The organism is Pantoea sp. RIT413 (assembly GCF_003057675.2).
In the GTDB taxonomy this organism is placed as follows: domain Bacteria; phylum Pseudomonadota; class Gammaproteobacteria; order Enterobacterales; family Enterobacteriaceae; genus Pantoea; species Pantoea eucrina.
This window is the reverse complement of record NZ_QBJB02000005.1, coordinates 15,399-30,103: the sequence shown is the minus strand read 5'-3', so window position 1 is coordinate 30,103 and position 14,705 is coordinate 15,399. Positions and strand designations below refer to the sequence as shown.

The window sequence follows — 14,705 nt, the reverse complement described above, 5'->3', positions numbered from 1 at the left end:
AAAGCTGCAGGGATGCCGTTTACACGACTTTATAGCTGGAAACAGCGTTAATCCGGACTTCCCTATGCTGGTAACGTCATACGACTCATTCACGGTTATCGTTTCAATTATTGTCGCCATGCTCGCCTCCTTTACTGCGCTGGATATGGCAGGCCGGGTCGCCTCCTCGTCAGGTCGCGTCGCGCTCATCTGGCTGCTGGGTGGCGGTTTTGCCATGGGCGTAGGAATCTGGGCGATGCATTTCATCGGCATGCTCTCCATGAATCTCGATATGGAGATGAGCTATGATCCGGTGCTCACTGCAGCCTCCATGCTGGTTGCTATTCTCGCCTCGATTTTTGCCCTGCGGCTGGTCTGCGTGGGAGAGCTGCCGTGGCGGCGACTGGCTGGCGGCGCGCTGGTGCTGGGGTCGGGCGTAGTGGCTATGCACTATACCGGCATGGCGGCGCTGATGTTTATGCCGGGTATTATCTGGAACCGGGGCTGGATCGCCGTCTCGGTGCTGATTGCGCTGCTCGCATCAGGGGCTGCGCTCTGGCTGGCCTTTCACCTGCGTCACAGCTATGGCCGGGTAACGCTGCTGCGTTTTGGCGCCTCGGTTGTCATGGGGTGCGCCATTGCCGGCATGCACTACACCGGTATGGCGGCGGCCGGATTTCCGGCGAGCAGCCACGTCACACATCACGGGGTAAACAGCGACTGGCTGGCGATGATTGTCACCGTGGTGACGCTGGCGATACTCGGCATTACGCTGCTGGTCTCTATGCTGGATGCGCGTATGCAGGCGCGCACGTCAATTCTGGCGCGCTCGCTGGCAGAGGCGAACCGTGAACTGGCCCAGCTGGCGCTGCATGACAACCTGACCCGGCTGCCCAATCGCATTTTACTGGAGGATCGGCTCGATCAGGCGATCAACAAAGCCAATCGCGAGAAGTCGCAGTTTGCACTGATGTTTATGGATCTTGATGGTTTTAAAGCGGTTAACGATGCGTTCGGGCACCATATCGGCGATAAACTGCTGGTGAGCGTAACGGAACGTATGATGAGCCAGATGCAGGGGCACTATACGCTGGCGCGAATGGGCGGAGATGAGTTTGTGCTGCTGCTGGAGATTGACGATCCCAACGACGCCGCCTCGGTGGCCGATATGCTGGTGAAGGCCGTTGACCGGCCGTTTGCCATATCGCGTTATGAGCTGGTGGTCTCTTTAAGTATCGGGATTGCCGTCTATCCTGGCGACGGCAGAGATGAGCGCGAGCTGATGTTTAACGCTGATGCCGCGATGTACCACACCAAACACAATGGCCGCAACGGTTACACCTTCTTCCAGCCCTCAATGAATATTCTGGCGCAGTCGCAGCTGCAGCTTAACAACGATCTGTGGCAGGCGCTGGATAACCGTGAACTGCGGCTGTTTTACCAGCCGAAGTATTGTGCCCCCGGCGGGCCGATTCTCGGTTTTGAAGCGCTGCTGCGCTGGCAGCACCCGCAGCGCGGTCTGCTTACGCCTGATCTGTTTCTGCCTGGCGCAGAAAAAACCGGTTTAATCATAAATATAGGTAACTGGGTGATCGATGAAGCGTGCCGCCAGCTGCACTGCTGGCATCAGGAGGGGCATACCGCCTGGTCAGTTGCGGTGAACCTCTCTGCGCTGCAGTTTGAGCAGTCCGGGCTGATTACCACCGTGACGCAGGCGCTGAAAACGCATCAGATCCCGGCAGAGCAGCTGACGCTGGAGGTGACAGAGACCACGGCGATGCGCGATCCGGAAGAGAGCGTGCGTATCCTGACTGAACTCACCAGCATGGGGGTAAAGGCGTCGATTGATGACTTCGGAACCGGCTACTCCAGCCTGCTCTATCTGAAGCGGCTGCCCGCCAGTGAACTGAAGATCGACCGCGCGTTCGTGAATGAGCTGCAGGCAAATTCCGAGGACGCCACTATCGTCTCCGCTATTGTCGCGCTGGCGCAGTCGCTGGATCTGAAAGTGGTCGCGGAAGGGGTGGAGACGCCCGATCAGCAGGCTTTTCTGACCGGCCTTGGCTGCGACACGCTGCAGGGATACCTGCTCGGCAGGCCGCTGCCACCTGAGCGCGTAAATGAACTGCCCGATTTTGTCAGCAGCCAGTGCGATCTGGATAAAACCGCCTGAGTGTGCGTCTGCAACCTCTTTGCCGGAGAGCGATCGCTATCACAAACCGGCAACGCCGAAACGAAAAATTTGGCTTAAGTTACTAAGCGACTAATTAACAGGGATTTTTTCAGATATTGCCACATTGCATTACCGCCTGAAATTGCCACAATTAATTAACATTATTTGTCGGAGCACGTTCATGGCGTCCTGTTCTTCCAGCCTGCTGTTATCGATGTCGTTTGCTGCCGGCACCTTTTCAGCAGGCGCCTCCTTTAACCCGCAGCATCTGCGGCTCTCTCACGCCAGCGGCGGCGTGCCGAACAGCCCGCTGCCGCTGATTATCTGGCCGCGAGTGGTGCCGGATGACACGGAAGATAGCGCACGCTGGTTTGAAACGACCTTTACCGCCAGCGGCTGGCCTGCCGCATGGCGCGCGCCGGTATTCCCTTATACCCACTATCATCCGAATACGCATGAGGTGCTGGGCGTCGGGGCGGGCTGGGCTGAGATCCTGCTGGGCGGCGACAGCGGGCGTATGGTGGTGCTGCGTGAAGGTGATGCCGTGCTGATCCCGGCAGGCGTCGGGCATAAACAGGTTTACGCGTCAGACGATTTTTTCATGGTCGGCGCTTATCCGGAAGGAATGACGCCCGAAACAATACGCAATGAACCCTCGCGGCTGCGTGCAGCCAGAGAGCAAATTCAGCGCGTTCCTCTGCCCCCGCGCGACCCGCTTACCGGCGGCAAAGGGATGATGACCGACCTGTGGCTGCCGGTTATGCAGCAGCTGGCAGCCCGATAGGCCAGCGACAGCGTCTCGTCTCTCTGCCCATACCGGCTCTCTCCGGTATGCGGCTTTCCTGCACGCTCTTCCCCGACTGACCTGCCATAAATAGCAGGTAGCCACGAGGAATGATGCATTTCTCTGAACGTTTTCTCGCCACTGCCGATAACACTCCTGCCAGATTTTGTCTGAAATCGATTAGCGCTTGTCAGCGCTGCACTTTTGCGTTTAAGTCTGAAATAATTAAGAATCTTCTGAAAAGCCGATGCTGTATCAGGCCGGAACAGGCACAAAATATGAACAATAACTCTGATGTAATGTATCGGCTGCTGGTGCAGAGCGTCGTAGATTACGCCATTTACATGCTCAAACCTGACGGTACCGTTGCTAACTGGAATACCGGTGCGCAGCGCGCCAAAGGGTATACGCCAGATGAGATCGTTGGTAAAAATTTTGCGCTGTTTTATAGCGAAGAGGAGCGCAAAAACGGCGCGCCGCAGCGCGGTCTCTCTGTTGCTGCCGCAACCGGTAAGTTTGAAACCGAAGGCTGGCGCTATCGCAAAGATGGCAGCGCGTTCTGGGCTCACGTCGTGATTGACGCTATCCGGGATGAGCAGGGCGAGCTGCTGGGTTTTGCCAAAATCACCCGCGACTACACACAGCAGCAGGCGCAGCAGCGCAGGCAGCGTGAACAGGAGCAGCGCTTTCGTTTACTGGTAGAGGGCGTAACCGACTATGCGATTTATATGCTGGATCTGGAGGGCAACGTTGAGAACTGGAATGCCGGGGCTCAGCGGACAAAAGGCTACGTGGCAGAGGAAATTGTCGGACAGCACTTCTCCCGCTTTTACAGCGCGCAGGATCGTCTGAACCATCTACCGGAAAAGAATCTTACGACCGCGTTTAAAACCGGACGTTTTGAAGATGAGGGGTGGCGCTATCGTAAAGATGGTTCCGCTTTCTGGGCGCACGTTATCATCGACGCAATTCGCGACGACGCCGGGAAACTGATTGGCTACGCAAAAATTACCCGCGACTGCACTGAACAGCAGGCGCTGCTGCGCCAGCAGCGCGAACATGAAAAAACGTTTCGGCTGCTGGTGGAGGGCGTCACCGATTACGCTATCTACATGCTGGACCTGAAGGGGCGAGTCGTTAACTGGAACGCCGGGGCGCAGCGCGCTAAAGGATATCGCGCAGATGAGATTGTGGGGCAGCACTTCTCACTCTTTTACAGCGCGCAGGAGCGCCAGCTCCATCTGCCGGATGCAAACCTCGGCATTGCGCTAAAAACCGGGCGGTTTGAAGATGAGGGATGGCGCTACCGGAAAGATGGATCGGCTTTCTGGGCGCACGTGGTAATTGACGCGATTCATGATGAGAGTGGATGCCTGATCGGATTTGCCAAAATCACGCGCGACGTGACGGAGCGGCGTGAACATGAGCAGCAGCTTCTGCGCGCGCGCGATCTGGCACAGGCGCAGAGCAGCAGAATGTCGGAGCTGTCGACCTTTCTCGACACCATCATCAGCAACATCCCCTCCTGCGTGATTGTGGAGGATGCTATCAGCCGCGAAATTCTGATGGTGAATGCCAAGGCTGAGCAGCTGTTTGGGCTGAGCCGATCGCTGCTCATGCATAAGCGTCCGCACGAGTGCATGTCTGCCGAACTGAGCGACTACTTTAATAGCCTGGCGGATATTGCGCTGCGCAGTGAAGGCATTCACGCCCGCGAGCAGCTGCTGCTGACCGCCAGCGGTGAGCGGGTTCTGCATACCCGCGCCACCACCATCACCGGCAAAGATATGCGGCAAAATTATGTCATGCTGATCGTGGAAGATGTGACTGACCAGCGCGAAGCGGATGCGCGTATTCACCATATGGCGCATCACGACAACCTGACCAGCCTGCCTAACCGCATTCTGTTCCGGCAAAAACTCAGCGAAGCGCTGCGTAACGACACGGCACAGAACCAGATCAGCGCCACGCTTTGTCTCGACCTCGATAATTTCAAAAACGTGAATGATGCGCTTGGCCACCAGATTGGTGACGATCTGCTGCGCGCGGTGGCTAAGCGGCTGCGCAGCGTGCTGCGTGAGCGTGATACGCTGGCCCGCATCGGCGGCGACGAATTTGCTATTGTGCTGCCCGATATCCACAACGCTGACGAAGCGGCCACGGTGGCGCAGCGCCTGATCGAGGCGATTCAGCCGCCCATGAATGTCGAAGGGCATAATCTTACCGTGGGCCTGAGCGTGGGGATCGCCCTGACCACCCAGGCCGTCAACACGCCGGAACATATGCTGCGCTGCGCCGATATGGCGCTCTACGAGGCGAAGCGTAACGGCCGTAACCGCTATGAGCACTTTACGCCAGAGATGGATGACCAGGCGCGCAGCCGGCGCATCATTGAAAACGATCTGCGTGATGCGATTACCGGGCGGCAGCTCAGACTTTACTATCAGCCCATTACCAGTCAGAGCGGCATTATTGGTTATGAAGCGCTGATGCGCTGGCACCATCCGGTCAAAGGCTTGATCATGCCGGTGGATTTCATCCCGATTGCTGAAGAGACCGGGCTGATTCATATGCTGGGTGCCTATGCGCTGTATGAGGCGTGCCGCGAAGCGCAGAGCTGGAACACCGAACAGTCCGTTTCGGTAAATCTCTCACCGCTGCAGTTTAAAAACAGCTCGCTGGTGTCGGTGGTAGAGGGGGCGCTGAAGGAGTCAGGTCTGGCACCGCATCGGCTGGAGATGGAGATCACGGAGTCGGTGCTGCTGGACGATACGCTGGGCAATATCCGGACGCTGCAGAACCTCAAAGCGCTGGGCGTACAGATTGCGCTGGATGATTTTGGCACCGGCTACTCTTCGCTCAGCTATCTGCGCTCATTCCCGTTCGATAAGATCAAAATCGATAAATCTTTTATCAACGATATGGGCGACAGCCGCGAAGCGCTGGCGATCATCCGGGCAATAACCGGCATGAGCCGCAGCCTGGATATTCAGATCACGGCGGAAGGCGTGGAGAACAGCGAACAGTTTGCGAAGCTGCGTGAAGAGGGCTGCACGCTGTTTCAGGGGTATCTGTTTGGCCGCCCGCAACCCTCAGAGCTGCGACTGAAAGCGCTGGAGTAAGATGGCGCCATGGATGACGACGTGACAACGCAGAGGGCGCATTTATGTGCTCCTGACTGTCTGCAGGCTCGTCGTCCTCTGAGCGCACGCTTTCAGCATAAAAAAACGCCCGGCAAAACCGGGCGCTGCTGCTTGCTGTATGTCATCTTTTTTATTATTGACCGTGACCTTCCACGTTCATGCGGCCCAGGTCCTTGTCCACCAGGAACAGACCTTCACCTTTGTTACCCACCAGCGCCAGTTTATCGAGCACGGTTTTAAACAATTTCTCTTCTTCATGCTGCTCTGCCACATACCACTGCAGGAAATTAAAAGTGGAGTAGTCCTGCGATGTCAGCGCGGTGTGCACCAGTTCATTGATTTTCTGCGTGATCAGCTGCTCATGCTTCAGCGCTTCGCTCAGCACATCGCTCAGAGAGTTCCAGCTGACAGCCGGTGCCGCTATGCTGCCCAGTACCGGCATGGAACCCGCGTCGCTGACGTAATCAAACAGGCGCTGCATATGCTCCATCTCTTCACGCGAATGCATTTTCAGGAAAGAGGCGGCCCCTTCAAATCCTTTATCGCTGCACCAGGCGCTCATCTGCAGATAGAGGTTGGCAGAGAAGAACTCCAGATTAAGCTGGTCGTTCAGGCGAGAGGTCATTTCAGCAGTTAACATAGCTGCGTCCTTATTAAGCAGTCAGAAAAATTACGGCGAATTATGCAGCAATATCAGCGTTTATGTGAAGGGTTTTTTGCACGAAATTTTAATTTATATCATTGAATATAAATGGAATTATTCAATATTCTGAATGCGACGAATTCTCATTGTTAACTGATTGCCATTCGCCTGCCATGACCGGACGCGGACGGAGCCGTAAGAGGTTACCTGCGCGCTACAGTCGTGATTTCCCCGCCTGCTGAAATATTGTATGCTATGCCGCCTCAACGCTGACCGGATAACCGGAGCACCGCCAGCGCAGCCGCGAACCGCTGCTGTGCAGTGACGCCACGGCGTTGCCACTGGCACTGTTACCCACCGGACAGGTTCCGGAACGATTTATCTGCCGCGCGTTACAGACGCGCCGCCCTGAAGAAGAACGCACTCATGTCTAATGCTCCCTTTTTAGAAGAAGTGGCGCGCCGCCGTACCTTTGCGATTATCTCGCATCCGGACGCCGGTAAAACCACAATTACCGAAAAAGTCCTGCTGTTCGGACAGGCTATCCAGACTGCCGGTACTGTTAAAGGCCGCGGCTCCAGCCAGCATGCTAAATCAGACTGGATGGAAATGGAGAAGCAGCGTGGTATTTCAATCACCACCTCGGTGATGCAGTTTCCCTATCGTGAAAGCCTGGTCAACCTGCTGGATACGCCGGGGCATGAAGACTTCTCGGAAGATACCTATCGCACGCTGACCGCCGTTGACTGCTGTCTGATGGTTATTGATGCCGCGAAAGGGGTTGAGGATCGTACCCGCAAGCTGATGGAAGTAACCCGCCTGCGCGATACGCCCATCATCACCTTTATGAACAAACTGGACCGCGACATCCGCGATCCGATGGAGCTGCTGGATGAGGTTGAGAGCGAGCTGAAGATCGCCTGCGCCCCCATTACCTGGCCAATCGGCTGCGGCAAGCTGTTTAAAGGGGTTTACCACCTTTATAAAGATGAAACCTATCTCTATCAGAGCGGTAAAGGCCATACTATTCAGGACGTGCGCGTTGTAAAAGGATTGAATAATCCCGATCTCGACGCGGCGGTGGGCGAAGAGCTGGCACAGCAGCTGCGTGATGAGCTGGAGCTGGTGCAGGGCGCCTCACACGAATTTGAGCAGTCGCTGTTTCTCAACGGCGAGCTGACGCCGGTGTTCTTCGGCACTGCGCTGGGCAACTTTGGTGTCGATCATATGCTTGATGGCTTGGTCTCCTGGGCACCTGCGCCGATGCCGCGTAAAAGCGATACCCGTATTGTGGAAGCGCGTGAAGAGAAGTTCAGCGGTTTTGTCTTCAAGATTCAGGCGAATATGGATCCCAAACACCGCGACCGCGTTGCGTTCATGCGTGTGGTATCGGGTCGTTATGAAAAGGGTATGAAACTGCGTCAGGTGCGTACCGGCAAAGATGTGGTGATCTCCGATGCGCTGACCTTTATGGCAGGCGATCGTTCGCACGTTGAAGAGGCGTTCCCGGGCGATATCATCGGCCTGCATAACCACGGCACGATTCAGATTGGCGACACCTTTACCCAGGGTGAAGCGATGAAGTTCACCGGCATTCCGAACTTTGCGCCAGAGCTGTTCCGCCGTATCCGTCTGCGCGATCCACTTAAGCAGAAGCAGCTGCTGAAAGGTCTGGTTCAGCTCTCTGAAGAGGGCGCCGTGCAGGTATTCCGTCCGGTGCATAACAACGATCTGATTGTTGGTGCCGTCGGCGTGCTGCAGTTTGATGTGGTTGTCGCCCGCCTTAAGAGCGAATACAACGTTGAAGCGATCTATGAAGCGATCAACGTCTCCACCGCCCGCTGGGTAGAGTGCAGCGACGCGAAGAAGTTTGACGACTTCCAGCGTAAAAATGAGGTCAATCTGGCGCTGGATGGGGGAGATAACCTCACCTATATCGCGCCTACGATGGTTAACCTGAATATTACGCAGGAGCGCTATCCTGACGTGGTTTTCCGCAAAACCCGCGAACACTGATCCCGCCTCGCTATCAGGACCAGTCATTACTGGTCCTGCTTTTTTTGTTACAGACTCCTCTTAATTACGCTGTCATTCTGACTTTCTGGCGAGATATCAACCACAAAAGCCAGCAAAAGCTGTAATCCCTACTATGATTATTCTGTCGGACGAAAAAACAGGCCTGCGAGTTTGGTTACGTCCATCAAGGCAACGGCGCCGTTAGCTGTTGTGCATTCGCGCTTGCGGGTGAATTAACTGATAGAAGGATCATATCGATGAATAAGACTAAGATTGCCAAGACCCTGATTGCTGCACTGGCCGGTACGGCGCTGTTAAGCGGTGCGGCATTTGCTGCTGATACCAGCTCGACGGGTTCCAAAATCGATAGTTCTATGAAAAAAGTCGATGGTTTTATGGATGACAGCGGCATTACAGCCAAAGCCAAAGCGGCGCTGGTTGATGATGACGCGATTAAAAGCACGGATATCTCCGTCAAAACGCAGCAGGGTGTGGTGACATTAAGCGGTTTCGTTGCCTCGCAGGATCAGGCTGAAAAGGCTGTCGCTCTGGTGCAGAAAGTTGAAGGAGTGAAATCCGTCAGTGACAAACTACACGTCAGAGACAATAAAGAAGGCTCGCTGAAAGGTTATGCCGGTGATGCCGCCACAACCAGCGAAATTAAAGCTAAGCTGTTAGCAGACGACATTGTTCCATCGCGCAATGTGAAGGTGGAAACCACCGATGGCGTGGTTCAGCTGTCAGGAGAAGTTGCGAATCAGGCACAGTCTGAGCGTGCTGAGAAGATCGCAAAAGCCATTGAAGGCGTGAAAAGCGTGAAGAATGACCTCAAGGTGAAATCTTAACGCAGCCGGAACGGCATCGCTCTGATGCTGTTCCGCAATAAAACAGTGAAGTGAAGAATAAGCAGTTCGATTTCTACTATGGTAAAGGAGAGGCTTATGTTTCGTTGGGGTATTATCTTTCTGGTCATTGCACTGATCGCGGCAGCCTTAGGATTCGGCGGTCTGGCAGGTACGGCAGCATGGGCAGCTAAAATTGTCTTTATTGTCGGTATTATTCTGTTCCTGGTTAGCCTGTTTACCGGGCGCAAAAAACTCTGACCAGACACATCAATTGCAGTAACCCGCTAGTGATGTAAAGCGGAGGCCAGTCATTGACGGCATTGTCTGCCGTCGCAGCTGCCCGTGCAGTGGGTCAGGGAATGACAATGACTGGTTCTCCGGGATGCCGCTCTGGCCTCCCTCAGAGCAGTAACTACTGAGGGTACGCCATTGGGTATACGCATTCCGGTTTCACTTGGTTCCTTTGAACCGCTGGCGCTTCAGCCATTTAAATCCCGCAAAATTGCACTTGTCTGTGAAGGCGGCGGCCAGCGCGGAATATTCACCGCAGGCGTACTGGACGCATTCCAGCGGGCCGGATTTAACCCTTTTCATCTGATGCTGGGCACCTCCGCCGGCGCGCAAAATCTCTCCGCCTTTGTCTGCGCTCAGCCGGGCTATGCCCGACGTGTTATTACCCGCTATACCACCAGTAAGCAGTTTTTCGATCCGCTGCGCTTTGTGCGCGGTGGACATCTTATCGATCTCGACTGGCTAATCGATATTACCCGCAGTGAATTTCCTCTGGCGTTCAGCAGCGCGCAGAAACTGTTTGCCGGTGGCAGCGAATTTTATATGTGCGCCTGCCGCAGTGACGATTATCAGGCACGCTATTTCAGGCCTGATGAGCTGACCTGGCATGACATTATCAAAGCATCCAGCGCTATTCCTGGCTTTTATCGCAGCGGCGTGCTGATGGATGGCGTCAGCTATCTGGATGGCGGCATCAGCGACGCCATTCCGGTGCGTGAAGCCGCGCGACGCGGCGCGGATACCATTGTGGTGATCCGGACCACGCCTTCGCAGATGTTCTATACGCCGCAATGGTTCCAGCGGATGGAGCGCTGGCTGGGTGACAGTGCGCTGCAGCCGATGATCAACATCCTGCATCATCATGAAGCGAGCTATCGCGAGATCCAGCAGTTTATTGAACAGCCGCCGGGTAATCTGCGCATTGTGGAAATTTGCCCGCCGCGCCCGCTGGCCAGCATGGCGCTCGGCAGCCGCGTGGCCGCGCTGAACCACGATTATCATCTTGGCCGACGCAGCGGACGCTACTTTCTGGCTACGCTGGGGCAGTGGTTGAGTGATGCAGAGCCGGCACGCCGATCGCTGCCGATTGCACCGCCCGCCGCCGCTGCCAATGCACCGCATACGCGACCGCTACACACGCCGCCGCTGGCGGGGAACGATGCTGCCTGGGATGAAGGATCGCTGGCATGAAATTTATCGACACGCACTGCCATTTTGATTTCCCGCCGTTTGTTGATGATGCGGTCGCAAGCATTGCCCGCGCCGCCGCCGCCGGCGTAGAGCGCATTATTGTGCCATCGACAGAAGCGAGTCGTTTTGCACGCGTTATGCAGCTGGCAAAAGATCACTCGGCGCTCTATGCGGCGCTGGGCCTGCATCCGATCAATATTGCCCGTCATCAGGACGATCATCTGGATCTGCTCGCGCAGTATCTGGCACAGGCAGAGAGCAACTGCGTAGCGATCGGTGAGATCGGACTGGATCTCTATATGAACGATCCCGATTTCGACAAGCAGACGCGACTGCTGAACGCGCAGTTCATTCTGGCAAAACGTTTTGATCTGCCGGTGATCCTGCACTCCCGCCGCACCCACGATCAGCTGGCGATGCTGCTGCGGCGCCATAATCTGCCGCGGCGCGGCGTCGTGCACGGCTTTGCCGGCAGCCAGCAGCAGGCAGAGCGCTTTATCCAGCTCGGCTATGCCATCGGCGTGGGAGGCACCATTACCTGGGAGCGCGCCAGCAAAACCCGCCATACCATTGCCAGCCTGCCGCTGGCGTCGCTGCTGCTGGAGACTGACGCACCGGATATGCCGCTGCAGGGTTTTCAGGGAGAGCCCAACCGGCCTGAGCGGGCGCGCAATGTGTTTGAGGTATTGTGCACGCTGCGTCCTGAACCGGCTGACGTGATTGCCGATGCGCTGTGGCAGAACAGCCTGCGTATATTTGCATTTTCTTCCCGATCGCCGTCCGGCGATCTATCAGAGTGATACCATTCAGCGCGCGATTTTGTGATAATAATTACATCTGCGTTGCGATCTGTTTAGCCATGCATTCACGTCAAAAAGAGATCTTAAGCAGATTTTCTATGTAATTTCGAGCTGCTATCTCTTTTTTATGTGATCTGATTCGCAATGGCAGTTCCCGACAATTGTTAAAATAATCACATTATCCGGCAGCTCGCTGCTGGCCTGACATCCGGAGCCTGTTATGACTGACCTTAATGCTGCTGCGCAGCGCGCGCTGCAACTGATGGATCTCACTACCCTGAATGACGATGACACTGATGAAAAAGTCATTGCGCTGTGTCATCAGGCCAAATCCCCTGTGGGCAACACTGCCGCTATCTGCATCTATCCGCGCTTTATCCCGATCGCCCGTAAAACGCTGCGCGAACAGGGTACGCCTGAGGTGCGCATTGCGACCGTGACCAATTTTCCGCATGGTAATGCGGATATTGAGATCGCTCTGGCGGAAACGCGCGCCGCTATCGCTTACGGCGCTGACGAAGTGGATGTGGTATTTCCCTATCGCGCTCTGATGGCTGGCGATCGTGATACCGGCTTTGCGCTGGTTAAAGCATGCAAAGAGGCGTGTGCGGCAGCGGACGTGCTGCTGAAAGTGATTATCGAAACCGGCGAGCTGAAAGAAGAGGCGCTGATCCGTACGGCATCAGAAATTGCGATTGATGCCGGCGCTGATTTTATTAAAACCTCAACCGGTAAAGTGCCGGTGAACGCCACGCCGGAAGTTGCCGCCATCATGCTGCAGGTTATTCGCGATAAAGGCGTGCAGCAGCAGGTGGGTTTTAAACCAGCCGGCGGCGTGCGCACCGCAGAAGATGCCGCTCTTTACCTGAAGCTGGCTGACGACACCCTCGGTGAGGGCTGGGCTGACGCCCGTCACTTCCGCTTTGGTGCCTCCAGCCTGCTGGCAAACCTGCTCAGCACGCTGGGCCACGCAACCAGCGGCAGCAAAACGGGTTACTGATAGCGGCCTGTGGCCCCTGCGGGGTATGGAATCCAACATTCTCGTAGGAGCCGCATCAATGCGGCCCGGGTTAGATCCGGTCACGGCATCCGGCCAGGGGCCGGAATCGAATATTGTCGTAGGGGCCGCATTAATGCGGCCCGGGTTAAATCCCGTCGCGGGGTGCGGAATCCAATATTCCCGTAGGGGCCGCATTGATGCGGCCCGGGTTAAATCCCGTTACGGCATCCGACCAGGGGCGCATGAATGCGCCCCCTACGGGTACCGGGGTTAAATCCCGTCGCGGGGTGCGGAATCCAACATTGCCACAGGGGCCACATTAATGCGGCCCGGGTTAAATCCCGTTACGGGGTACAAAATCCAATATTCCCGCAGAGGGCGCATTTATGCGCCGCGTATATACCAGCAATCACAGGAGGCAACCTTGTTTCTGCCACAGGAAATCATCCGGAAAAAACGTGACGGGCAGCCGCTGAGTGAGGCGGAGATCCGCTTTTTCATCGATGGCGTGCGCGATGAAACCGTTTCGGAAGGGCAAATCGCTGCGCTGGCGATGACCATCTATTTTAACGATATGAACCTGCAGGAACGCGTTGCCCTGACCATGGCGATGCGCGACTCAGGATCGGTTCTGGAGTGGCAGTCGCTGCAGCTCAACGGTCCGGTAGTGGATAAACATTCAACCGGTGGCGTAGGCGATGTTACCTCTCTGATGCTGGGACCGATGATCGCCGCCTGCGGTGGATATGTGCCGATGATCTCCGGACGCGGTCTGGGTCATACCGGCGGCACGCTGGATAAGCTGGAGGCCATTCCGGGCTTTGATATTTACCCCAGCGACGACCGTTTCCGCGACATAATTAAACAGGTGGGGGTAGCGATCATCGGGCAGACCCGCTCGCTCGCGCCTGCAGATAAACGCTTTTACGCCACGCGCGATGTCACCGCCACGGTTGACTCCATTCCGCTGATCACCGCCTCGATTCTCGCCAAAAAACTCGCAGAAGGGCTGGATGCGCTGGTGATGGATGTCAAAGTGGGTTCAGGCGCCTTCATGCCCACCTTTGCCGCCTCGGAACAGCTGGCGCAGTCGATTGTGCGGGTGGCGAACGGCGCAGGATGCAAGACCACCGCGCTGCTTACCGACATGAATCAGGTACTGGCCTCAACCGCGGGTAACGCTCTGGAAGTGCGCGAAGCGGTGCAGTTCCTGACCGGTGAGGCGCGCAATCCGCGTCTGTATGAGGTCACGATGGCGCTTTGCGCTGAGATGCTGGTGTCCGGCCAGCTGGCAGCGAATGACACCGAGGCGCGGCAGAAACTGCAGCAGGTGCTGGATAACGGTAAAGCTGCCGAGGTATTCGCACGCATGGTGGCGGCCCAGAACGGGCCGGCAGATTTTATCGAGCGGATGGATCACTATCTGCCGGCGCCGGCTTTCAGCAGGCCGCTCTATGCAGAAGAAGCGGGGATCGTCAGCGCGATGGATACGCGGGCGCTGGGCATGGCCGTTGTGGCGCTGGGCGGCGGGCGGCGGCGGGCCACTGATACAATCGACTACAGCACAGGCCTGAGCGACATGATTGCGCTGGGCAGCCGGGTTGATACGCAGCGGCCGCTGGCGATGATCCATGCCGCCTCGGAAGCGCAGTGGCAGGAAGCCGCGCAGGCGGTCAGAACCGCCATCGTACTGAGCGACCAGGCACCTGAAACCACGCCCGTGGTATATCGCCGCATCAGTGAATAGTGGCGTTACTGCGTGCCAGACAGCAGCCATTCAGGTATACTGATCTGATCGCTTTTTTTTGACTTGTCATCGCGCCTGGCGCGCAGGAGACTT

Annotated in this window: 11 protein-coding genes; 10 read left to right on the top strand and 1 reads right to left on the bottom strand. The window is 56.3% G+C overall.

Annotated elements, in window-relative coordinates; all coding sequences use genetic code 11:
- Nucleotides 1–64: 64 nt before the first annotated feature.
- The 3 genes from DBY66_RS08815 (at nt 65) to DBY66_RS08805 (ending at nt 6,058) form a co-directional block, all read left to right on the top strand.
- Nucleotides 65–2,152 carry a bifunctional diguanylate cyclase/phosphodiesterase gene (locus DBY66_RS08815; protein ID WP_108569909.1) on the top strand — a complete coding sequence of 696 codons (2,088 nt, stop codon included), beginning with the start codon at nt 65–67 and terminating at the stop codon, nt 2,150–2,152.
- 181 nt (nt 2,153–2,333) lie between these two features.
- Entirely contained in the window at nt 2,334–2,936 is a 603-nt protein-coding gene (locus tag DBY66_RS08810) for a hypothetical protein (protein WP_108569908.1), read from the top strand.
- Between the two features lie 278 nt (nt 2,937–3,214).
- Nucleotides 3,215–6,058 (top strand): bifunctional diguanylate cyclase/phosphodiesterase, encoded by a 2,844-nt coding sequence (locus DBY66_RS08805; protein ID WP_104085436.1) that lies wholly within the window; start codon nt 3,215–3,217, stop codon nt 6,056–6,058.
- A 154-nt stretch (nt 6,059–6,212) separates the two neighbouring features.
- Here the strand turns inward: DBY66_RS08805 and ftnA are convergent, their stop codons facing one another.
- A complete protein-coding gene (ftnA, locus tag DBY66_RS08800; RefSeq protein WP_039380152.1) occupies nt 6,213–6,719 on the bottom strand; it encodes a non-heme ferritin in 507 nt (168 codons plus the stop codon).
- Nucleotides 6,720–7,148: 429 nt separating this feature from the next.
- Between ftnA and prfC the strand changes: the two genes are divergently transcribed.
- The 7 genes from prfC (at nt 7,149) to deoA (ending at nt 14,612) form a co-directional block, all read left to right on the top strand.
- Nucleotides 7,149–8,738 (top strand): peptide chain release factor 3, encoded by a 1,590-nt coding sequence (prfC, locus tag DBY66_RS08795; RefSeq protein WP_039380149.1) that lies wholly within the window; start codon nt 7,149–7,151, stop codon nt 8,736–8,738.
- Nucleotides 8,739–8,995: 257 nt separating this feature from the next.
- Nucleotides 8,996–9,583, top strand: coding sequence for a molecular chaperone OsmY (gene osmY / locus DBY66_RS08790; RefSeq protein ID WP_065648196.1), 588 nt, complete (start codon nt 8,996–8,998; stop codon nt 9,581–9,583).
- A 96-nt stretch (nt 9,584–9,679) separates the two neighbouring features.
- Nucleotides 9,680–9,841 carry a DUF1328 domain-containing protein gene (locus DBY66_RS08785; RefSeq protein ID WP_065648197.1) on the top strand — a complete coding sequence of 54 codons (162 nt, stop codon included), beginning with the start codon at nt 9,680–9,682 and terminating at the stop codon, nt 9,839–9,841.
- Nucleotides 9,842–10,012: 171 nt separating this feature from the next.
- Complete coding sequence (locus tag DBY66_RS08780; protein WP_104085438.1) at nt 10,013–11,065, top strand: DUF6363 domain-containing protein; 1,053 nt, start codon at nt 10,013–10,015, stop codon at nt 11,063–11,065.
- A complete protein-coding gene (locus DBY66_RS08775; RefSeq protein WP_108569907.1) occupies nt 11,062–11,865 on the top strand; it encodes a TatD family hydrolase in 804 nt (267 codons plus the stop codon). Before DBY66_RS08780 ends, DBY66_RS08775 begins: the two co-directional genes overlap by 4 nt.
- A 220-nt stretch (nt 11,866–12,085) precedes the next feature.
- Nucleotides 12,086–12,865, top strand: coding sequence for a deoxyribose-phosphate aldolase (gene deoC / locus DBY66_RS08770; RefSeq protein WP_108569906.1), 780 nt, complete (start codon nt 12,086–12,088; stop codon nt 12,863–12,865).
- A gap of 424 nt (nt 12,866–13,289) precedes the next feature.
- A complete protein-coding gene (gene deoA / locus DBY66_RS08765; protein ID WP_108569905.1) occupies nt 13,290–14,612 on the top strand; it encodes a thymidine phosphorylase in 1,323 nt (440 codons plus the stop codon).
- Nucleotides 14,613–14,705 lie beyond the last annotated feature (93 nt).

What these genes read in the sequence shown, in the direction of transcription:
- DBY66_RS08815 (WP_108569909.1), top strand. Translation starts at nt 65, where the DNA reads ATGCTGGTAACGTCATACGACTCATTCACGGTTATCGTTTCAATTATT.
- DBY66_RS08810 (WP_108569908.1), top strand. Translation starts at nt 2,334, where the DNA reads ATGGCGTCCTGTTCTTCCAGCCTGCTGTTATCGATGTCGTTTGCTGCC.
- DBY66_RS08805 (WP_104085436.1), top strand. Translation starts at nt 3,215, where the DNA reads ATGAACAATAACTCTGATGTAATGTATCGGCTGCTGGTGCAGAGCGTC.
- ftnA (WP_039380152.1), bottom strand. Translation starts at nt 6,719, where the DNA reads ATGTTAACTGCTGAAATGACCTCTCGCCTGAACGACCAGCTTAATCTG.
- prfC (WP_039380149.1), top strand. Translation starts at nt 7,149, where the DNA reads ATGTCTAATGCTCCCTTTTTAGAAGAAGTGGCGCGCCGCCGTACCTTT.
- osmY (WP_065648196.1), top strand. Translation starts at nt 8,996, where the DNA reads ATGAATAAGACTAAGATTGCCAAGACCCTGATTGCTGCACTGGCCGGT.
- DBY66_RS08785 (WP_065648197.1), top strand. Translation starts at nt 9,680, where the DNA reads ATGTTTCGTTGGGGTATTATCTTTCTGGTCATTGCACTGATCGCGGCA.
- DBY66_RS08775 (WP_108569907.1), top strand. Translation starts at nt 11,062, where the DNA reads ATGAAATTTATCGACACGCACTGCCATTTTGATTTCCCGCCGTTTGTT.
- deoC (WP_108569906.1), top strand. Translation starts at nt 12,086, where the DNA reads ATGACTGACCTTAATGCTGCTGCGCAGCGCGCGCTGCAACTGATGGAT.